Origin of the sequence: uncultured Arthrobacter sp. (assembly GCF_947495145.1) — a bacterium.
Taxonomy (GTDB): Bacteria; Actinomycetota; Actinomycetes; order Actinomycetales; family Micrococcaceae; genus Arthrobacter_D.
The window spans coordinates 1-20,013 of sequence record NZ_CANLXP010000027.1 but is presented as its reverse complement, the minus strand read 5'-3'; the positions used below and the strand labels follow the sequence as shown (position 1 = coordinate 20,013).

General features: G+C 62.4%; 16 protein-coding genes and 1 riboswitch. Of the genes, 13 read left to right on the top strand and 3 right to left on the bottom strand.

Features of this window, described 5'->3' with window-relative positions; genetic code table 11:
- Nucleotide 1 precedes the first annotated feature (1 nt).
- The 6 genes from Q0877_RS15475 to Q0877_RS15450 all read left to right on the top strand — a co-directional run bounded on the left by Q0877_RS15475 (nt 2) and on the right by Q0877_RS15450 (nt 9,061).
- On the top strand, nt 2-1,447 hold the full coding sequence (locus tag Q0877_RS15475; RefSeq protein ID WP_299169445.1) for an NAD(P)/FAD-dependent oxidoreductase: 1,446 nt from the start codon (nt 2-4) through the stop codon (nt 1,445-1,447).
- 85 nt (nt 1,448-1,532) lie between these two features.
- Nucleotides 1,533-2,603, top strand: a complete 1,071-nt coding sequence (locus tag Q0877_RS15470; protein WP_299169444.1) for an FAD-dependent oxidoreductase — start codon at nt 1,533-1,535, stop codon at nt 2,601-2,603.
- Nucleotides 2,604-2,688: 85 nt separating this feature from the next.
- Nucleotides 2,689-2,790, top strand: a riboswitch (glycine riboswitch).
- Between the two features lie 155 nt (nt 2,791-2,945).
- Complete coding sequence (gene gcvP / locus Q0877_RS15465) at nt 2,946-5,807, top strand: aminomethyl-transferring glycine dehydrogenase (protein WP_299169442.1); 2,862 nt, start codon at nt 2,946-2,948, stop codon at nt 5,805-5,807.
- A gap of 9 nt (nt 5,808-5,816) precedes the next feature.
- A complete protein-coding gene (gene gcvT, locus Q0877_RS15460) occupies nt 5,817-6,929 on the top strand; it encodes a glycine cleavage system aminomethyltransferase GcvT (protein ID WP_299169441.1) in 1,113 nt (370 codons plus the stop codon).
- On the top strand, nt 6,926-8,299 hold the full coding sequence (locus tag Q0877_RS15455) for an L-serine ammonia-lyase (protein WP_299169439.1): 1,374 nt from the start codon (nt 6,926-6,928) through the stop codon (nt 8,297-8,299). The genes gcvT and Q0877_RS15455 overlap by 4 nt, the downstream gene beginning before the upstream one ends.
- Entirely contained in the window at nt 8,300-9,061 is a 762-nt protein-coding gene (locus Q0877_RS15450) for a methylenetetrahydrofolate reductase (protein WP_299169438.1), read from the top strand.
- Between the two features lie 7 nt (nt 9,062-9,068).
- Here Q0877_RS15450 and Q0877_RS15445 read toward each other — a convergent pair whose 3' ends face one another.
- Nucleotides 9,069-10,238: an RtcB family protein gene (locus Q0877_RS15445; RefSeq protein WP_299169480.1), complete on the bottom strand. Its 1,170-nt coding sequence runs from the start codon at nt 10,236-10,238 to the stop codon at nt 9,069-9,071.
- Between the two features lie 122 nt (nt 10,239-10,360).
- On the opposite strand from Q0877_RS15445, the gene Q0877_RS15440 reads away from it, so the two are divergent.
- Nucleotides 10,361-10,612 (top strand): hypothetical protein, encoded by a 252-nt coding sequence (locus Q0877_RS15440; RefSeq protein ID WP_299169435.1) that lies wholly within the window; start codon nt 10,361-10,363, stop codon nt 10,610-10,612.
- Here the strand turns inward: Q0877_RS15440 and Q0877_RS15435 are convergent.
- Together Q0877_RS15435 and Q0877_RS15430 are read right to left on the bottom strand one after the other, a co-directional pair.
- The gene (locus Q0877_RS15435; RefSeq protein ID WP_299169433.1) at nt 10,609-10,875 is read right to left on the bottom strand and encodes a hypothetical protein; all 267 of its coding nucleotides are present in this window, start codon (nt 10,873-10,875) and stop codon (nt 10,609-10,611) included. The two genes, Q0877_RS15440 and Q0877_RS15435, sit on opposite strands and share 4 nt — an antisense overlap.
- Before the next feature lie 41 nt (nt 10,876-10,916).
- The gene (locus Q0877_RS15430) at nt 10,917-12,140 is read right to left on the bottom strand and encodes a helix-turn-helix domain-containing protein (RefSeq protein ID WP_299169432.1); all 1,224 of its coding nucleotides are present in this window, start codon (nt 12,138-12,140) and stop codon (nt 10,917-10,919) included.
- A gap of 536 nt (nt 12,141-12,676) precedes the next feature.
- Here Q0877_RS15430 and Q0877_RS17145 point away from each other — a divergent pair.
- From Q0877_RS17145 to Q0877_RS15405, 6 genes are read left to right on the top strand one after another with little or no spacing between them, the layout of a single operon-like run.
- Nucleotides 12,677-12,871: a thiazolylpeptide-type bacteriocin gene (locus Q0877_RS17145; protein WP_367182186.1), complete on the top strand. Its 195-nt coding sequence runs from the start codon at nt 12,677-12,679 to the stop codon at nt 12,869-12,871.
- Complete coding sequence (locus Q0877_RS15425) at nt 12,811-13,878, top strand: ABC transporter ATP-binding protein (protein WP_299169430.1); 1,068 nt, start codon at nt 12,811-12,813, stop codon at nt 13,876-13,878. The genes Q0877_RS17145 and Q0877_RS15425 overlap by 61 nt, the downstream gene beginning before the upstream one ends.
- Entirely contained in the window at nt 13,878-14,738 is an 861-nt protein-coding gene (locus Q0877_RS15420) for an ABC transporter permease (protein WP_299169428.1), read from the top strand. Before Q0877_RS15425 ends, Q0877_RS15420 begins: the two co-directional genes overlap by 1 nt.
- Nucleotides 14,731-17,325 carry a lantibiotic dehydratase gene (locus tag Q0877_RS15415; protein ID WP_299169426.1) on the top strand — a complete coding sequence of 865 codons (2,595 nt, stop codon included), beginning with the start codon at nt 14,731-14,733 and terminating at the stop codon, nt 17,323-17,325. Before Q0877_RS15420 ends, Q0877_RS15415 begins: the two co-directional genes overlap by 8 nt.
- A complete protein-coding gene (locus Q0877_RS15410; protein WP_299169424.1) occupies nt 17,318-18,502 on the top strand; it encodes a lantibiotic dehydratase C-terminal domain-containing protein in 1,185 nt (394 codons plus the stop codon). The genes Q0877_RS15415 and Q0877_RS15410 overlap by 8 nt, the downstream gene beginning before the upstream one ends.
- The gene (locus Q0877_RS15405) at nt 18,495-20,006 is read left to right on the top strand and encodes a hypothetical protein (protein WP_299169422.1); all 1,512 of its coding nucleotides are present in this window, start codon (nt 18,495-18,497) and stop codon (nt 20,004-20,006) included. The genes Q0877_RS15410 and Q0877_RS15405 overlap by 8 nt, the downstream gene beginning before the upstream one ends.
- The last annotated feature ends 7 nt before the right edge of the window (nt 20,007-20,013 follow it).

Sequence of the window (20,013 nt, the reverse complement as noted above, 5' to 3'; positions counted from 1 at the left end):
CATGGCAGACGTCGCGATTGTTGGTGCCGGACCGAATGGTCTGGCGGCCGGCGTCGTGATGGCACGGGCCGGGCTGAGCGTAGAAGTCTTCGAGGCCGAGCGGACTCTCGGCGGTGGATCGCGCACCATGGAACTCCTAGAACCGCAGCATTTCCATGACATCTGTTCGGCCGTTCACCCGATGGCGCTCGCTTCGCCTTTTTTCCGCGAGTTTGGCCTCTCGGAGCGGATTCCCTTCGTGGTTCCTGAGCTGTCCTATGCGAACCCACTCGATGATGGGCGTGCCGGCCTCGCTTACCGCGATCTTGGACGCACTGCTTTGGGGCTGGGCAAGGACGGTCAAGCGTGGCGGCGGCTGATGCGTCCGCTCGTGCAGCGCATCGATGGCGTGGTGGATACAGGACTGAACCAGTTCCTGCGCATCCCGCGGCACCCGGTGGCGGCTGCGCTGCTCGGCGTGCGCACCCTGGAGCAGGGATCACCCCTGTGGAACCTGCGTTTCTCCACTGAAGAGGCGTCGGCGCTGTTCACCGGTGTTGCTGCACACGCGGTCGCGCCCTTGCCCGCCCTTGCAGCCGCCGGTGCCGGTCTTACGCTCGGTGCGTTGGCCCACGCGGTGGGTTGGCCCATTCCGGTCGGTGGATCGCAGGCTTTGGTAACTGCGATGGCCGACGACATCAGGGCGCACGGAGGGGCCATCCACACTGCCCGCCGAATTGAATCGGTCGGCGAGTTCGACGACGCGCGGGCGGTCCTGCTCGACGTTTCTCCCGGGGCGGTTGGCGGCCTGGCTGGTGATCGGCTCCCGCAGAGCTACCTCTCCACCCTGGACCGGTTCCGTTTCGGCGACGGCGCGTGCAAGGTGGACTTCATTCTCTCCGGTCCTGTGCCGTGGGCAAACGACGAAGTACGAACGGCCGGCACAGTCCATGCAGGCGGTACCAGGGCTGAGGTCGCTGCATCCGAAGCCGACGTGGCAGCTGGACGCCATCCTGAAAAGCCGTACGTGCTGGTCTCCCAGCCTTCGCTGTTCGATTCATCCCGCGCACTCCACGGGCGTCACGTTCTGTGGACGTACTGTCACGTGCCCAACGGGTCCACACAGGACATGACCGACGCCATCGTGCGGCAAATCGAGCGCTTCGCTCCCGGCTTCCGCGACATCGTCGTGCGTTCACACGCAACGACGGCGGCCGAACTGGAGCAGCACAACGCGAACTACGTCGGAGGAGACTTCAGCGGTGGTGCCGTGACCATCCCGCAGCTGCTGGCGCGTCCGTCGTTTGGCCCGAACCCTTGGCGGATGCCGGCGAAGGGCCTGTATTTGTGCTCGGCTTCGACGCCGCCCGGTCCGGGTGTTCACGGCATGGGTGGTTATCACGCGGCAAAACTGGCACTGAAGGATGTGTTCGGGCTGCCGATGCCCGATCTGTCACCGGCGGCTTAGCTGCTGCGCGGTCCAGCGCCGTTGAAGGAACATTCGAACCTCACATCGCGTTCCATTCCAGGGAATGGGATCGAGGAGGTTCAGCGTGCTGCAAGTCGTGGTCATCGGCGCCGGTCAGGCGGGGCTTTCCGCTGCCTACCACCTGCAGCGACAAGGTCTCCGGCCGGATCGTGACTTCGCTGTCCTCGACGCCAACGAGGGACCGGGCGGCGCCTGGCGGCACCGCTGGGACTCCCTGACCTTTGGAACAGCTCACAACATTCACGACCTTCCCGCCATGGAACTGGGCACACCCGACCCGAGCGAGCCGGCGTCGTCAGTTGTCACTCGCTACTACCGGTCCTATGAACAAGAATTCGGGCTCAAGGTGCGTCGACCGGTCAGGGTGGAGAAGGTTGAGGGGAACGAAGGCGCCCTTACCGTCCACACGGACTCAGGAACGCTGCGAACACGGCTTCTGATCAATGCCACAGGCACCTGGGACCGCCCGTACTGGCCCCACTACCCCGGACGAAGCCTGTTCCGCGGCCGCCAGCTGCACACGCATGACTTCGTCAGCGCAGAGGAGTTCCGCGACAAGTCCGTCGTCGTGGTCGGCGCCGGAACTTCAGCAGTCCAGTTCCTTCTCCAGCTGGCCGACGTCGGCGCCACGACCACGTGGGTAACGCGCCGTCCGCCGCTCTTCACGGACCGGACGTTCGACTCCGAGTGGGGCCGTGACGTCGAACGCAAGGTTCATGAGCGCACCAAAGCCGGACTTCCGCCGTCGAGCGTGGTCTCCGTAACGGGACTTCCCCTCACCGACCAGTACCAGGCCGGGATCGACGCCGGCATCCTCCGGTCGAAGGGCCCGCTGAAGAGAATCACCGAAACAGGCATAGAGCTCGACGACGGTACAACCGTTTTGGTTGACGCCATTCTCTGGGCGACCGGCTTCCGCGCTGCCCTGGACCACCTGAAACCGTTGAAGCTCCGCGAACCCGGCGGCGGCATCCGTATGGACGGCGTGAGGGTGCTGAAGGATGAGCGGGTGCTCCTCGTTGGCTATGGCGCTTCGGCATCAACGCTCGGCGCCACGAGGGCTGGCCGGGCTGCGGCCGTTCAGGCAGTGCGCCAGCTCAACAGCCTGAATCAGCCGGAAACGCTCGCAGGCTGACACCTCAACCATTTCCCGCACGGGAAGGCGAAGAGTAAGCTTGGTCACGATCACACAACTGAATAGCTACATTTTTTAACGCCCTTGACCCGCAGCGGGAGAGTTCTGCCGTTGACACACAGCCGGCAGGCGCCGTAGGAGCAAATCCTCCCCAGGAATCTCTCAGGCCCAGCACCGCAGCGGAGAGGCAACTCTGGAAAGCGGCACAACCCACTGGTTGTGCTCACCGACGGTGCAATGTGAACGGCATGTTCACGGAATCTCTCAGGTCCAATACAGAGTGGGGAGGAACCCGACCATCTGTCCGCGCATCCCGAGCGGACACTGATCTACGGAGTTCCTATGACACACCAGACGGAATCAACTTTCTCGGACCGCCACATCGGTCCGCGCTCCGACGACGCCGAGCAGATGCTCAAGGTCCTCGGCTATCCCAGCCTGGATAAGCTCGTTGACGTTGCGGTACCGGCGAGCATCCGCATCAACGAGGGCCTCGACCTGCCGTCTGCGTTGAGCGAGTCGGAGGTCCTGGCGGAACTGCGCAGCATCGCGGCGAAGAACAAGACCGCCGTCCAGATGATCGGTCAGGGTTACTACGACACCGTCACCCCTCCCGTGATCCGCCGCAACGTCCTTGAATCTCCTGCCTGGTACACCGCCTACACGCCGTACCAGCCCGAGATCTCGCAGGGCCGCCTCGAAGCGCTCCTGAACTTCCAGACCATGGTGCAGGACCTCACCGCGCTGCCCATCGCCAACGCTTCCCTGCTCGATGAAGCGTCCGCCGTGGCCGAAGCTGTCCTCCTCATGCGCCGCTCCGGCAAGAACAAGGGCCGTACGGTGCTGGACGCCGACTGCCTGCCCCAAACCATCGCCGTCGTGCAGGGCCGTGCCGAAGCGCTTGGTTTCGAGATTGAAATTGCTGATCTTTCCAATGGACTGCCCGACGGTGACATCAACGGCGTCGTCCTCCAGCAGCCCGGAACCTCAGGCGCGCTGCGAAACTCCACCGACATCATCGCGAAAGCCCACGACGGCGGCGCCCTGGTGACGGTCGCAGCGGACCTTCTCGCGCTGACCCTGATCACTCCTCCGGGCGAGCAGGGCGCGGACATCGCCGTCGGCTCCGCGCAGCGTTTCGGTGTACCGCTGTTCTTCGGCGGACCGCACGCCGCGTACATGGCTGTCCGCAAGGGCCTCGAGCGCATGCTTCCCGGTCGCCTTGTCGGTGTGTCCAAGGACGCCGACGGCGCACCCGCCTACCGCCTGGCACTGCAGACCCGCGAGCAGCACATCCGTCGCGAGAAGGCGACGTCCAACATCTGTACCGCCCAGGCGCTGCTCGCGATCGTGGCCAGCATGTACGGCGTCTATCACGGCCCTGACGGGTTGAAGGCGATCGCCGAACGCGTCCACGCCAAGGCAGCCAAGCTCGCCGAGGCTCTTCCCGGAATTGTTCATGACTCGTTCTTCGACACGCTTCTGGTGAAGGTTGAGGGCAAGGCTGACGGCATTGTCAGCAAGGCCGAGGAGCGGGGCATCAACCTGCGGATGGTGGACGCCGACCATGTCGGCATTTCCTGTGATGAGACCACAACAGACGCCCACCTTCAGGCGGTTGCCGAGGCCTTCGGCGTCGACCTGCCAGTCGAAGCAGAGGCCGGGCCGGGGATGAGAATTCCTGCGGAACTGCAGCGTACGTCGTCGTACATGACCCATCCCGTGTTCTCGCTGCACCGTTCTGAAACCCAGATGATGCGCTACCTGCGCGGGCTCTCGGACCGCGACCTGGCCCTGGACCGGACCATGATTCCGCTGGGTTCCTGCACCATGAAGCTCAACGCCACGGTTGAGATGGAGCCGATTTCCTGGCCCGAGTTCGCGACCATCCACCCGTTTGCGCCGGAGCACCAGACCGAGGGCTGGCGCCAACTGATTGGTGACCTGGAGGATCGCCTTGCCGAGATCACCGGCTACGCCAGGGTGTCGATCCAGCCGAATGCCGGTTCCCAGGGCGAACTCGCCGGTCTGCTGGCCATCCGCAACTATCACCTCTCCCGCGGCGATGAGGCGCGAAACGTGTGCCTGATCCCGTCGTCCGCCCACGGGACCAACGCCGCCTCGGCGGTGCTCGCCGGCATGAAGGTCGTGGTTGTGAAGACCGCCGGGAACGGCAACATCGACCATGACGACCTTCAAGCCAAGATCGAGGCGAACAAGGACTCCCTGTCCGCCATCATGATCACCTACCCGTCCACGCACGGCGTTTTCGAGGAAGACGTTCGCTGGGTCTGCGACCAGGTGCATGGTGCGGGCGGTCAGGTCTACATCGACGGCGCAAACCTCAATGCGCTGGTCGGCCTCGCCAAGCCGGGTGAGTTCGGGGGAGACGTTTCCCACCTGAACCTGCACAAGACCTTCTGCATTCCGCACGGCGGCGGCGGTCCCGGCGTCGGCCCGGTAGCGGTGGCGGAGCACCTTGCCCCGTTCCTGCCCGGCGACGCGAACATCGCATCAGGGGCAGAAGACAGCAAGACGTCCGGCGTTCCCATCTCGGCGTCACGCTTTGGTTCGGCAGGCGTTCTGCCCATCTCCTGGGCTTACGTCGCGCTGATGGGCAGCGAGGGCCTCACGGCCGCCACCAAGTCAGCCCTCCTTGCGGCCAATTACGTTGCCGCCCGCCTGAACGAGCACTTCCCGGTGCTCTACTCCGGCGAGAACGGCCTCGTTGCGCACGAGTGCATCCTGGACCTTCGCGCTCTGACGGCGAAGACCGGTGTCACGGCCGAGGACGTGGCCAAGCGCCTCATCGACTACGGCTTCCACGCTCCGACCCTGAGTTTCCCGGTTGCCGGCACGCTTATGGTTGAACCCACGGAGTCCGAGGACCTCGGCGAGCTGGACCGCTTCGTTGACGCGATGATCGCCATCAGGAACGAGATCGACCGGGTGGGAACGGGTGAATGGCAGCTGGAGGAAAGCCCGCTTCGCCAGGCGCCCCACACCGCGCAGGCGCTCATCAGCGACAACTGGTCGCAGGCTTACTCCCGCGAACTGGCGGCGTTCCCGCTGCGCAAGCTGCGCCACGACAAGTACTTCCCGCCGGTCCGCCGCATCGACGGCGCGCACGGTGATCGGAACCTTGTGTGCTCTTGCCCACCCCTCGAAGCTTTCGAGGACAACGCAGCTGACTTCGAAGACTAAGGAACGGCCATGACAAAGCAGACAGCGCTGTATGCGCAGCATCAGGAACTCGGCGCGGCCTTTACCGACTTCGGCGGTTGGCAGATGCCCCTGAAGTACCGCAGCGAATTGGAGGAACACCACACCGTCCGCCGGGCTGCCGGCATCTTCGACCTTTCGCACATGGGCGAGGTCATGGTGAGCGGGCCGCAGGCAGCGGAGTTCCTCAACTACGCCCTCGTGGGGAACATGGCAATCATGGCGGTGGGGAAGGCGAAATACTCCCTCATCTGCAACGAGAACGGTGGAGTGATCGATGATCTCATCACCTACCGTCTCGCCGAGGATCAGTTCCTCGTGGTTCCCAACGCCTCGAACTCCGATACGGTGGCGGCCGAACTGCAGCAGCGTTCCGCCGACTTCGACGTCACTGTGGAGGACCAGTCGGAAGACACTGCGCTCATTGCGGTGCAGGGACCTAACGCGGAGGCAATCCTGCTCGCTATGGCGCCGGCCGCAGACCAGGACGCCATCACCTCGCTCAAGTACTACGCCGCCGTTCGCGTGGAGCTGGCAGGGCAGCCGGTGCTTCTTGCCCGCACCGGTTACACCGGCGAGGATGGCTTTGAACTTTTCATTGAGAACGCGCAGGCCGTTCAACTGTGGAAAGCCGTGACCGAGGCAGGAACCGACCATGGTCTGGCGCCCTGCGGTCTGGCCTCGCGGGACTCGCTACGCCTCGAAGCCGGAATGCCGCTGTACGGTCATGAGCTCGGACTCGAGACGAATCCGTTCGAAGCAGGGCTGGGCGGTGTCGTCAGCCTGAAGAAGACCGAGAACTTTGTGGGCCGCTCCGTGCTGGAGCCGCTCAAGAGCGAGACGCCGGCGCGAAAGCTGGTTGGCTTGCAGGGCAACGGACGGCGGTCCGCCCGTGCAGGGTACGACGTCGTCTCGGACGGTCAGACTGTCGGTACCGTCACGTCCGGCCTCCCGAGCCCCACCCTCGGGTTCCCGGTTGCCCTCGCTTACGTTGACACAGCGCTGAGCGAACCGGGTACGGAGCTGCAGGTTGACCTGCGCGGCCGACCGGAAGGTTTCACCGTCGTCGGGCTGCCGTTCTACAAGCGTCCGGGCCGCTCATGACCATCAGCGCCTTCGACCTCTTCAAGATCGGGATCGGGCCGTCCAGTTCCCACACGGGCGGGCCCATGACGGCGGCCTATCTCTTCACCCGGATGGTGGTGGAGCAGGGGCTGCTTGATCAGGTCCACCACGTTGACGCTGAATTGTTCGGTTCGCTGGGCGTCACCGGTCACGGGCACGGAACCGTAAAGGCCGTGATCCTGGGGCTCGAGGGCGAGCAGCCGCATCTCACCGATCCGGAACGCGCTGAACCTCGTGTGGAGGAAATCTCGGAGACGAAGATCCTTCGTCTGGCCGGCTCACACGACGTAGCTTTTGATCCGGAGAAAGACCTTGTTCTGCACCGCAAGCAGCGGCTGGACTACCACACCAATGGTATGCGTTTCTCGGTATATAACGCTGAGGACATTCTTTTGCTAGCCCGTGAATACTACTCGGTGGGCGGCGGGTTCGTTCTGGACGAGGACCAGATCGGCACCGACCTGTCCGCGGAGCAAACCGTTGCCATTCCCTACCCGTTTGAATCGGGCGAGCAGTTGCTCGGCATTGCAGCAGCGACGGGAAAGTCCTTTTCGGGGATCGTGCTGGCCAATGAGCTGGCAGCCAGGTCCGAGGAGGAAGTCCGCAACGGGCTGCTCGAAATCTGGGACGTCATGCAGGACACCGTCCGCCGTGGGTCAACCAACAGCGGGATCCTTCCTGGCGGTCTGCACGTCCGGCGTCGTGCTGCTCGGCAGCTGGAACTGCTCCGCAAGGAAGCGGATCCCAACGATCACCTCAGCACCATGGAATGGGTCACCCTGTTCGCGCTTGCAGTGAACGAGGAGAACGCCGCCGGCGGCCGCGTGGTCACCGCTCCCACCAACGGCGCCGCCGGCATCATCCCGGCCGTCCTGAAGTACTACACGGACTTCGTTCCCGGAGCCGACGACGACGGTGTCGTCCGTTTCCTGCTTGCCGCCACTGCTGTCGGTGCCCTCTTCAAGAAGAACGCCTCCATTTCCGGTGCCGAGGTCGGCTGTCAGGGGGAAGTTGGTTCAGCATGTGCAATGGCCGCCGCAGGACTGGCGGAGGTTTTGGGGGGCACGCCGGAGCAGGTTGAGAACGCGGCTGAAATCGGCATTGAGCACAACCTCGGTCTCACCTGCGATCCGGTCGGCGGACTGGTGCAGATACCCTGCATCGAGCGCAATGCCGTGGGAGCCATGAAGGCGATTACGGCAGCGCGGATGGCGGTCCGCGGGGATGGGCAGCACTTCGTCTCGCTCGACGCTGCGATCAAGACGATGCGTGAAACCGGTGCCGACATGATGGACAAGTACAAGGAAACCGCCCGTGGCGGGCTGGCCCTGAACGTCGTGGAATGCTGAATGGGCCCCCAGCTCACGGTTGAGGTTATCCCGGGCGCTGACGTTCTCTCTCAGCTGCAACGCCATCTCTCACCACCGGCAACGGTCGCCGTCACCTGCCTTCCGCACCACGGCCCGGCAAAGACGGTGGACCTTGCGGTTGAGCTTGCCGCTGCTGGCTACCGGGCCGTGCCGCACCTTGCAGCGCGGTCGATCGAATCGAAGCAGCAGCTCGCGGAGTACGCGGCTCGCCTCGCGGACGCCGGAGTGCGGGACATCTTCGTGATCGCCGGCGACGCGCAGGAGCCCGTCGGACCCTACGCCTGGAGCGTCGCGCTCATGGAGGAGATCGCCGACCTGGGCGGGTTCCAGACCGGCTTCGCTGCCTACCCGGAAGGCCACCCGACAATTCCGGAGCCCGAACTGACCCAACTGATGCTCAAGAAGCAGGAACTCGGCGCGTGGGCGGTCACCCAGATGTGCTTCTCCGGCGAAGTCCTCAGCGACTACATCACCCGCCTCAGGACCGACGGCGTGACCGTCCCGATATGGGCAGGGGTCCCCGGAAGGGTCCGGCGCACCCGCCTGGTCTCACTCGCCGGACGCATCGGGGTCGGTCCGTCGCTCAAATTCGCCCGGCGCAGCGGTTCGCTGCTGCGCATGGCACTGGCGTCGTCGTCGTACGATCCTTCTCGATTGGTGCGTTCTATTGAGGGATCCGGCGCATTCGCGGGGCTGCACGTCTACAGTTTCAACGACTTCCAGGGACTGCCCCGAAACTGAGCTGCGCTCAGTCGCCCTTGACGTTCACGATCTGGCGCAGGGTGTGCCGGACGCGTACGAGGTCGCGGGCATCCTCCATCACCACGTCAATGTCCTTGTAGGCGGCCGGAATCTCATCGATGAAGGCGTCAGTGTCGCGGTACTCGATGCCGCGCATTGCCTGCCTCAGCTGGTCGCGCGTGAAGGTGCGCCGCGCCGCAGACCGGCTGTACTCACGGCCGGCGCCGTGCGGAGCCGAATTCAGCGACGGCGCGAAGCCCAGTCCTTCGACCACATAGGAAGCGGTCCCCATTGAGCCGGGAATAAGCCCCGGCCGCCCCTCAGAGGCGTCGATCGCTCCCTTCCGGCTCAGCCACACCTGCTTGCCATAGTGGGTTTCCTGAGCCGTGTAGTTGTGGTGGCAGTTGATGCGCTCCCGCTCCTGAACCGCCCTCCCGGCCCATTGCGTAACGCAATGTATGACGCGGTCCATCATTTCCTCGCGGTTCAGCAGCGCGAAGTCCTGCGCCCACCGGAGCTGGCGGATGTACTCCTCGAACTCGTCGTCGCCTTCGGTGAGGTAGGCCAGGTCATTGTCCGGCAGGGTGATGTTGCGCTTCCGGCACTGCTCGAGGGCCACCCGGATGTGCCGCTGGGCGATCTTGTTTCCGACACCGCGCGATCCGCTGTGGAGGAAGAGCCATACGTCGTCATTCTCGTCGAGGCTCACCTCGATGAAGTGGTTGCCGGATCCGAGCGAGCCCAACTGCAGCGCCCACTGCTTGGAGTACGACGCCGGATCGAACCCAGCGCTGTCAGCTTCCCGTGCCAGCCGCTCGACGCGTGGTTCAGCTGAATCAACGATGCGCTTGTTGTTGTGCCCTGCCGAGAGCGGGATGGCCCGCTCGATCGACTGGCGAAGTATCTTTCGGTCCAGCCTTTCCAAATCGCCGACGCTGAACTGCGTGCGCACGGCGATCATGCCGCAGCCGATGTCCACACCGACTGCCGCGGGAATGATTGCGCCGAGGGTCGGGATGACCGAACCGACGGCGGCTCCCTTCCCCAGATGAGCATCCGGCATGCTCGCGAGATGCGGATAAATTAACGGCATGGACGCCGTCTTGAGGTTCTGTGCCCGCGTCTGCGGGTCAAGGACGCTCGCAAAGTTCACGTACCTGGGGCTGACGTTTTCCATGGTGGTCCCATCGTCCTGCACCGGCACCCAGGCTTCAACCAATGTTTCCCCAAGGCGCGGAGGAAACGATGAAGTCATGCCCTCCCGGTGACTCCGTCGAGGCACCGTCCGCAGGAGGATCCATGAGCGTAGAAATCATCGGAGCGCTGGCAATCATGGCGGCTGCGGCCTTGATGGTGCTCGTTGCGTCCTTTGCTGCACCGCGACGTCGGAGCAGTGATCACGTGGCGCCCGTGGCCCGCGCGGTTACCGTGATCTCCGAGGCGGACCAGCGGCTACTTCCGTATTTGCAGCTCACTGCTGCGCAATGGCGGTCCTTTACAGACCTGCAGCGGACCGAGCTGCGCAAGCGGGCCCAACGTTCGATGAACTAGCTTTTGTTTTCCTGCGATGTGGCTCGATCCTGCAGGGCGGCGTCTGTGGAACCGAGCGTTTCCAGGTTTGCCAGTCGGCCATCGATCTGCTCGACTCTGGCAAGCAGCGCGCGATTGGTTTCCTGGGTTGCCTGCATCGTGCGTACCAGTTGATCGTTGTTGGACGCCGACCGTCTCCCGCCCATCTGTACCGCCACTTGTGTAATGGCAAACGCAATGATTCCGGCAATAGCGATCCAAGCGAACCAGGGCATGTACTCCATGGGTTGACCTTTCATAGGGTTTGATAACGGTGGCACTTATTTCAGGAAGCGATGTCCATCAGCTCGCCCAAAACGTGAGAAGCAACATCGGATGCGCTGGCGTCCGAATACAATTTCGCGGCCTTCATGTAGTGAGTCCTGGCCGCCTCGAGATCCTCAACATTTGCGTAGTATCGGCCGAGCAGGAGTTCCAGCAGCCCGGCGGCTTCGAATTCGAGTCCTGCCGCTTTTTCCTGAACTTCGAAAAGTAGTGGTTTCGCTGCTTCAAATTCCCCGCGCGAGCTGTGTAGGTGTGCTCTGGTCAGGGCAAGTTCCAGATGTTCTTCAGCGGTGCCCGCAATGCGAAGTCCGAGTACAGCGTTCTCAATACATTGCTCGACGTCCTCATCGGATATACCCGCCGCCAGTCGCCGGGAGGCACTCGCTCGATTGAACTGCGCCCACATGCCGATGTCTGCCTGCGGTGTGATGTGCTCTGCTGCGAGCCGGTGTTGTTTGAGGCCGGTTTCAACATCTCCCCGTCGGAAGGCTACGTTGCCCACGACCCACGCTGCACGTCCTATGGACAGCGAAGGCACCTCGGGGAACTGGTCGACGAGCGCCAAATCAGATGCGTGCTGCCACGCTTCATCGAGATTGCCCCGAACCGCCAGTGCCGCAACAAGCACGTAGCCGCATTCGAGGCGCGTAGCCGAATGTTCCGGGAGGCTCCTGGAGACTCCGGTTGCGGCGCGTGCCAAGGCGATTGCGTCCTCCAAGTCGCCTGTGGCTCGCTTGATGGCGGACAACCTCACCAGGGCGGTGGCATGCAGTTCCGGCTGAGCGAGGGTAGTGGGATGTTCCAGCAGTTCTTCCAGGGTGGCGACGGCCTCATCAAACCTTCCAAGCGCCAAATACGCTTCAGCCTGCACGGCAGTCATGTTCCACCAGACAGCCGTGTTCATCTGCTCTTTTGCCAGGCTGGCTGCATATTCAGCTTCGGACGCAGCAAGTGCATGGTCCTTGAGATTTGCGGCACTGGTTGCATGGAGGACAGCTGCCGACAGTCCGCCGCTATCCGGTTCTGGAGAACCGATCCATTGCGCGACGGTGTCCGGCTCGATTCCCAGTATGTCGGCGAAATGCCGCGTCATGGCCAGGGTGGGCTGCCGCTGGGCTCGCTCCAGTAGCGACACATAGCTGGTTGAGTACTTGCCCCCGCCTAGCTCGTTCTGGGTCAGCCCTTTGGCTACCCGCGCTTCCCGAAGTTTTTCTCCGAAAGTCACTATGACTCCTTCTGGCCGGCCGGAACCAGTCCGACGGTACCCATTGACAACCGAAGCGGCCCCCGTTTGACTAAGCGTGTCAACCAGCGATCAGCTACTAGACAAAATTCTACTACACGTCACTTCTTGGGGGAAACTACATGTTCGAAGTATTGCTCTTGGTTGCATCACTGCATCACTCCGAGGCTGGAAGTGCGACGCACCCGCACCCGACAAGCATCGAATCAACCCATGTCCCGGGCGGTATCCCACAGCACATCGGCGACTGGCCGCTCGGTGGAATAGGTGACTGGCCGTTGGGTGGAATCGGGGATTGGCCACTGGGAGGCGGGGGAGTACTTCGATAGACGATGCTCGCCGGTTCGGCGGGTGCGCACAAAAACAAGCCGGGCTGGTAACTCCAGCCCGGTTTTTTGTGTCTTTGTGTCACTTCTTCAACAATAATTGACAATTACTTGTCAACCGCTAGTCTCATCTTGTCAACACAACGGTTACTGGGGTAGTCACCGCCGGTACCGAACACATAAAGGGGAGTAATGAGCACTATCGACAGCACCACCACAGCACCTGTCATTGCACTGCCCGACATGGATTTCGAGGGACTCGAAGTCATGTCGGTTCGGGAGGCGGTAGCTGTGCCTGAAACCGGCGCAACCAGCGGCTCCAGTTCATGCAGCTCAACCTCCTGTTGCGGCAGCAGTTCGTGCTGCTCGTCCGGGTCCTGCGGCTAGTCCCACATCCGGTGTACCTGCCGGGCGTCGTCGGTGGCATGACATCCAGGGCGCCCGGCAGGCACCACAAGGTTCAAGGAAATGAGGAACATCAAGTGAAAGCAATCAACGCCGTAGGCCTAGTAAAGGCTTACTCGGCAACCCCTGTTCTCCAAGGTATCGACCTTTCCGTTGAGGCTGGAGCGGTCGTTGCGTTGCTTGGTCCCAACGGGGCCGGCAAAACGTCGCTCGTTGAGATACTGGAGGGCCACCGCATGCGCACCGGCGGGCACCTCAGCGTGCTCGGCCTGGATCCCGCCGACCGTCGTGACTTCCGTTTGCTACGGCGGAGAATGGGCGTGGTGCTCCAGCAGACCATGCTCGAACCGGGCATCTCGTCCCGTGACCTGCTTCGACGGCAGGCGTCGTATTACGCACACCCCATGGACCTGGGGGAAGTCCTGCGGAAGGTGGGGCTGGAGGACAAGCAGAACGGTCTGGTCCGGACGCTTTCAGGGGGCATGCGGAGGCGTCTGGATATTGCGCTCGCGTTGGTCGGCCATCCGGAAATCCTCTTCCTTGACGAGCCGACTACGGGTCTGGATCCGCTCTCACGCCGCAACATCAGGGAGCTCATTCGGGAAGTGAATTCAAGCGGGACCACTGTGATCCTCACCTCTCACGACCTGGACGAAGTGCAGGACCTGGCAGATACCATTCATGTCCTCGCCGCTGGGCAGTTCATCGCGTCCGGGTCACCTGAAAACATCATCGCCGGTTCACATTCGACGACTCAGGTCCGCTTTCTGTTGAGCGGAATCGAGCAGGCTTCGCTTCCCACGGGAGGCCAGGTTAGCGGCGGCTTTGTGCACTACGAAACGCACGATCAGGACCAGCTGATGGCTGCTCTCCAGCGCTGGTCCAGTGAAACTGACCAGCCCATACAAGGTTTGACAGTCATCCCGCCGAGCCTGGATGACGCCTACGCGAACCTGCTCGAACCAGCAGCCACCACAGGAGGCAAATGATGAGTGCTACAACCGCTGCAGCCGTCCACAACCAGGGCACTTTCGTCCGATCATTCCTCCTGCATGTGGAAATGGAGTTCAAGGACTTTTGGCGATCGATCATCTCCCTTGCCTTCATCGTTCTGCTGCCCGTCATGTTTTACGTGGGCTTCGGATTTGCCTACCGCGACCAATCCGCGGTCGTTCTTAGCCTGGAATCGAATCAGATAACCCAGGGCAACTACAGCTACGCGGGAGTCTTGACCTTCGCACTGCTCTCGGTCGCGTTCGCGAACGTTGCCATCGGTCTGGCAATCCGGAGGCACCACGGACTCTTCAAACGGTTCAGGACTACGCCCGTGTCTCCAAGCGCAGTGACGGGAGCTTTCCTCGTCAACGCCCTGGTCACACTGGCTGTGGTTTTCGTGACGCTTACCCTGATCGGCACCCTTGGCCTCGGAGTGGACCTCATTGTGGACCGGCTCCCGATGCTCCTTGGTGCGACGATGATCGGCTTCATCTGCATCGCGCCACTGGGGACTGCGCTTTCGCTCGTCCCGCCAAATGCCGACTCAGCGGTTCCCATTGTCAATGGAATCTTCTTTCCCATGGCGTTCCTCTCGGGAGCCTTCTTCGCCCTCTCACTGGGAGAAACCGCTGACGGCATTCTGGCCCTGCTACCCGGTAAACCGCTGATGGCGTTGTTCACGCGAGCGCTGTCCCACAGCGGACCGTCCTGGGACATCGAGGCGATGCTGCTGTTGCTCGCTTGGGGCGCTGTAGGAGCCTTCTTCTCCTTGAAGCTCTTCAAGTGGGCTTCCGAGAAAGAACCCCGTGGGTTCACCCAGCGCAAATCGGCGAAGGACGAGACTGGTGAATAACGCAATCCTGGCGGAGAAAGTGCGCCTCACAACCAGCCCTTATTGGGTTTCGCGGGTCAACCTCTATCCTCACTCCCAGTTGCGGTCCAGCGAGCATTCGGCAGCTGACAGGGAACTCATCGAGCAGCTGATCAGGGAGCAGGCCCTTCGCAATATTCTTCGCCAGCCCCTGGTGGAGAGGCTCGCCCGTCAGTGTGAACTCAGCGGCGCACACCGATCCTCCTTCCTGATTCCGGTCAAGCGGGATGTATTCAACAACAGGAACTCGCGTCTTGTGCTGAGGGAACATTCGGACGTGCCCAGGATTGATGGCCTGCAGGAATGGTTCGGCAGCTGGCGGCACACCGCGGAGCTTCAGGCACAGCTCGATGCCTCCTACTCCGCAGCACTAGACGGAGAACGGGCCGTGTTGACTGACTGGACCGCCGACCCGGACGTTCAAAGAAGCGTCGCGATGACCAATTCGTCGCTCTTCCGGGCCGTGCGCTCGCGTGCTGAGGCCCAGGGTCAGCTCACCAAGAGATTGCGCAAATCCGAGCCTTCCCTCGTGCAGTACTTTTCCCGATCCTGCACCAAAGTCAGCCCCTTCTCTCTCTACACCGGCACACGTTTCCACCAGCTTGATGTCGACGACGCCCTGGTTCACCCGGAAGGGGTCAGCTGGACAAGCAGGATCGAGCTGCGGCGACTCTTTGTCCGTCAGGCCGCACGCCAGTTGGTCTCGGACCCCGTCGATGCGCTCAAAGTGCAGTGGAAGATAGCAGACGGCATTCGTGAGCGGGACGGAGTCCTGACTGTCCGACGGCGGCTCTGGCGCCTGCCGGCTGCCGGGATGAAAGCTGACACCTTCATTGAAGACGACGTAAGCCTGGCCCTGGATGGTGCCTGGAGAGGGGTGTGGGCAGGGCTCCAAACGATCCTGTGCGAACCAACTCCTTTGGACCTACTCAGGGACAACATTCGCCAACAGTTCGGCTGGGATGCTGAACAAGCAGAGAAGCTGACCGCCACCCTTGCAGCAAGAGGACTCCTCGTTCCCTACTTCCCTGTGAACGAGCAGGCGGAAGATTACCTCCTTCAATGGAGAAAGTATGTCAGCCGATTTTCCGGTGCAGCTGCTGCGCGGCTCACCGACGCCCTCGACGCTACTGAGCAGGCACTGGTTGGATTTAGCGCTGGCTCTGGCGCTGAACGAGTGGTAACCGTTGAGAAGGTGCAGCGAATGTGGGCAGATTCCCTCGAGGTCGACCACCTCGAGAATCCGCTCGTCGAGGACAGCTATGTCGCCACCGGCGCCAATGCGGCCGGCGAGATGATTACGGGCTGGGCGGCCGATATGGAGACCCTCCTGCCCCTTCTGGTCGCACAGGACGATCAGCGAGTCCTTGCCGCCGCATTGGAAACCGTGTTCGTCGGAGAATACGGCGTTGGTGGTCGGTGCTCGGATCTGCGCGGATTTGCGGCAAAGGCATACGAAGCTTTCCCCCTGACCCAGGCGCTGCTCGCAGGAGAATCACCGGCCGAGTCTGCAGGGATTGCCGACCTGCTCGCCGCCCGACGCATCGCAGCTGACCACCTCATCGAATTGGCGAGCAGCGGAAACTCCGACGTGGCCATCGACACAGCGGTGCTATACCGCATTGCTTCACTCATCCCTGAGCGTGAATGGTCCTACCGCCGTTCCATGTCGGTGTTCGGCCAGACAGACGGCACCCAGCTGGTCGTAAACCACATTTATGGTGGCCGCGGCCGTTATTTCAGCAGGTTCCTCAAAGACCAACCCGAGCTGGTAAGCGAGGTCCTGAGCGGCGCTTTTCAGTCGGTTGCTCCCCCGGGGGAGCGCACAGTTCAGATGCGCTCGACACTGGGGTTCAACGCCAATCTCAGCCCGCTACTGGCGCAGGAGGAGCTGCACCTCACCGATGAGCAGAGCTCTGCTGCGGCTTCCCTCCGTATCGAGGACCTTGAGTTGGTCCATAGTGCTGCGGGCCTCAAGCTTCACCAGAAGCGGACCGGCGATCCTATTGACGTCCTGTATACAGGCTTCCTGGTGCCGCATGCTCTTCCCAGCGACGAGATGCTACTCGCCATGATTTCGGGTGCCCCGTATTTTTCCTTCAGCGAATTGACGCTGGATCTGCACCAACGGTTACACGCGGGCACGGGGAAAGTCATAGCGTCTCCGAGAATCACTCATCGCGATCTTCTGCTGTTCCGCCGGCGGTTCGCTGTTGAACGGAATCTCCTGATCCCCGACCCGGATTCCCTGCCGGCTGAAGCTTTCCGCGAGGTTAATGTACGACGACGGGCCGCGGGCATACCCGATGAGGTGTTCGTGCGGCCTTTGTTCGGACGTCAGATCACACCGGTGGAGCGCGCGATGAGCCCCCGCCCGCAGCACCTTGACTTCCTCAGCCGCCTTCATGTGGCGGGCGCAGCGAAGCGCACCCGCCAGCTTGGACCCACGCTGCTGGCCGAAGAGTTTCATCCCCACCCGTCCACCGAGGGCGTCAGTACCGGAACCGGGCGACATGCCGCCGAGCTGTTCTTCGAGATATCCACAACACAGGGAGAAAGTCGTGCCTGAATCAATCAAGGCCTTTGTGGGCCTCCAAGTGACCTACTACGACGACGCCAAGCAGGAGTTGCTGGCCACCTGCCTTTTGCCGCTGGTTTTTCAGGCACAGGCGATGGACGGCGTGAACGCCGCCTGGATTCAGTCGCATTGGCGGTTGGGACCTCACAGTACGCTCTATATCCACGGCGAAGCAGGAGTGCTGGCGAAGCTAGTACCACGCCTGGCGGGAAGCATCAGCCTGTTCCTCGACTGCCACCCTTCCCGCCGCGCTATCGACCCTGCCCAGTACGAAGTCCTATCCAAAGAACTTGGACGACTGGAACTCACCGAGCCGCCTTATCTGCCTCTGGAACCAGACAACTCCCTTCGCATCATTCATGAGGAACCGGTCGATACATTCCTGCGCAGTCGTTCCGCGATCGAGCTGAAGGGCAGGATCATCGGCGACGGACTGCGCAATGTCTTGACTGCGGATCACTCGATTCTGGACGGAGGGCACGCCTTCAGTAGCGCGTTCCGCGGGATGGCTGCGCTAGCTGTTTCCTATCCGCAGTGGGGGCTCGTCTCGGGGTATCAGGCGTTTCTCTCCCACTGGAAGGAGTACTTCTATTGGGCTGACGCGGATGGTCAATTGCAACGCGTTCTGGAGGGAAGCTTCCGCGAGCAGGAGTCGGATCTGTCGAGCGTTCTTCAGATGGCGTCCGACCTGCAACCCGGAGAGCTCTCCGGCGATCCGGTGCTGGACGGGTGGCTTAGCTGGGTACGAGGCTCGCTCCCGAGGGCGATGGAGCTCGCCGCTACCGGTGACATCCTGCCCTATCCGCACCCGGACCGCCTTACGCAGGCACGGAAGTTCGGCGACGCGACCGCGGTGCAGTGGAGCGGATCGGATGACCGCAACTACAGTGACTTTCACCGGGCCTTCCGCAAACTTGATTTCACCAAGCTGGGCAATGGCACTGACTTCGCTGCCTACCGCTTCCTCATCAACAACTTCTTCGAGCTCCTGCCGGTCATGGGAATCACTCCCTTGCAGCGGTATTCACTCGCGTACTTCTTCTCCACGGCGGCGCAACTGGTGGTCGGCGAAACCTGGGAGACCACAGTCGCGCGGTCCATTGAGCGCCAGCAGCGTGCATCGCCTGACGTGCGACCGACACTGCCTTGGGTGGGTTCGAATGCTTGAGTTTCAGCAAGTAGACACCACCGCGGTCCGACTCCGGTCCACCGCCCGCTCGCGGGTAATGCCCACCAGGGGAGTGGCAATCAGTTCCGGAGGCGCCGCGGTTGTCATCAATGGAAGTACGGCGGAGGCTGTTTGGGCAGTCATGGAGCCACGACTGATGGCCGGCTGCGACAAGGAGGAGCTCGTCACACTGTTTCCTCCTCAGGGGTGGCCATTGATCCGCTCCATCATGGCGCAACTGGATGATCATGACCTGCTCCGGGAAGTGGAAGATACAGACGGGTTGCCGGCGGTCGACCCTGGCCTGGTGGAGCACTTTGAGCAGCTCACGAGGCGACCACGCGCCGCCGCTGCCCGAATGCCTCGAACCGCAATCAGTATTACCGGCACCAGTACAGTCCTCAATGAATGTATACGGGACGCCTTCATTGAAACAGGCTTTCCCATTGTCACTGCCAGTGAAACCCGTGGGACGGGTGACGGCGTCGATACCGTCTTCGTACACCGCTCCAGCACAGTGGCGGGCGGTACCCGACCTGATCCAGACGAAAGCGTTCTGACCGTTCTGGCTGTATCAGCAGGTGGCTGGCACGCAGCGGGGCCCACCAACGCCCAGCCGTTTCCCCAGGACGTCGATGCTGTGCATCGGTGGATGTTGTCCAAGGCGGGGTCGGATCGGACGGGAACAGAGCCGGTGGAGAAGTCCTATGCTCATAATCTCGTTTCCGCTCAGTTGGTGCTCGCAACGCTGAAGGCTGTAGCCCGGGAGGTTGACGCTGCCGAAACAGCCGCGAAGCCTCCGCTTGACCCCGTTCGGGTGCTTGCAGACCGGCCGCAGTTCATGGTCACCTCGCCCGACCTCGTTTCGGAACCGCACCCGGTTACTACCCTCACTGCTCTGGACACGTCCAGCGGTGAGAAATGGCACCCCGTGCCCACCGATCCGGTAGGTGCGGAGGAGGAACTGATACTGGGCGCCTTGGAACCACTCTGGGCCGGGTTGTTTTCGCGATTTGAAGGACCGACGCCTGGATCGCTCGAGCAGCTGCCGATGGGAATGGCGGAGGCTGGAACGGTGGGGACGGGTACGTCGAAGCGGATGTTCGCAGGCACCGGCCTGACAACTGCGCAGGCAAGGCTTGACGCCCTGTCGGCTGCATCCACCCACCTTGCCTTCGACGGCTTTGTCCCCGCAAGCCACATGGCTGAGGAGGACGCGGTGAATGTTTCCTGGTCGCGACAGACGGCTGCCGCAGACGCAACCGCCCAACTACTCGATCGACAGGCACAGTGGTACCCCGTCAGCACACCGGAAGAGCATCTTTCACCGCGAACCCGTCGAATGTGGGCGGCACTGGTGTTGCGCTATCACCGGACACTGAACCTGGAGACAGCAGCGCTAAGCCTGAATCCACCGGCTGGGTGTGGCGGGTTGCCCGGTTGCGGTTTCGGCGGGTTGTGCGGTGTGCGGGCATGGCGGGGTGTGGGGCCTTGCTGCCCTTGAGTGTTCC

Bases quoted from the DNA above. Each gene is read 5' to 3' on its own strand.
- Q0877_RS15475 (WP_299169445.1), top strand. From the start codon at position 2: ATGGCAGACGTCGCGATTGTTGGTGCCGGACCGAATGGTCTGGCGGCC.
- gcvP (WP_299169442.1), top strand. From the start codon at position 2,946: ATGACACACCAGACGGAATCAACTTTCTCGGACCGCCACATCGGTCCG.
- gcvT (WP_299169441.1), top strand. From the start codon at position 5,817: ATGACAAAGCAGACAGCGCTGTATGCGCAGCATCAGGAACTCGGCGCG.
- Q0877_RS15455 (WP_299169439.1), top strand. From the start codon at position 6,926: ATGACCATCAGCGCCTTCGACCTCTTCAAGATCGGGATCGGGCCGTCC.
- Q0877_RS15450 (WP_299169438.1), top strand. From the start codon at position 8,300: ATGGGCCCCCAGCTCACGGTTGAGGTTATCCCGGGCGCTGACGTTCTC.
- Q0877_RS15445 (WP_299169480.1), bottom strand. From the start codon at position 10,238: ATGGAAAACGTCAGCCCCAGGTACGTGAACTTTGCGAGCGTCCTTGAC.
- Q0877_RS15440 (WP_299169435.1), top strand. From the start codon at position 10,361: ATGAGCGTAGAAATCATCGGAGCGCTGGCAATCATGGCGGCTGCGGCC.
- Q0877_RS15435 (WP_299169433.1), bottom strand. From the start codon at position 10,875: ATGGAGTACATGCCCTGGTTCGCTTGGATCGCTATTGCCGGAATCATT.
- Q0877_RS17145 (WP_367182186.1), top strand. From the start codon at position 12,677: ATGAGCACTATCGACAGCACCACCACAGCACCTGTCATTGCACTGCCC.
- Q0877_RS15425 (WP_299169430.1), top strand. From the start codon at position 12,811: ATGCAGCTCAACCTCCTGTTGCGGCAGCAGTTCGTGCTGCTCGTCCGG.
- Q0877_RS15420 (WP_299169428.1), top strand. From the start codon at position 13,878: ATGAGTGCTACAACCGCTGCAGCCGTCCACAACCAGGGCACTTTCGTC.
- Q0877_RS15405 (WP_299169422.1), top strand. From the start codon at position 18,495: ATGCTTGAGTTTCAGCAAGTAGACACCACCGCGGTCCGACTCCGGTCC.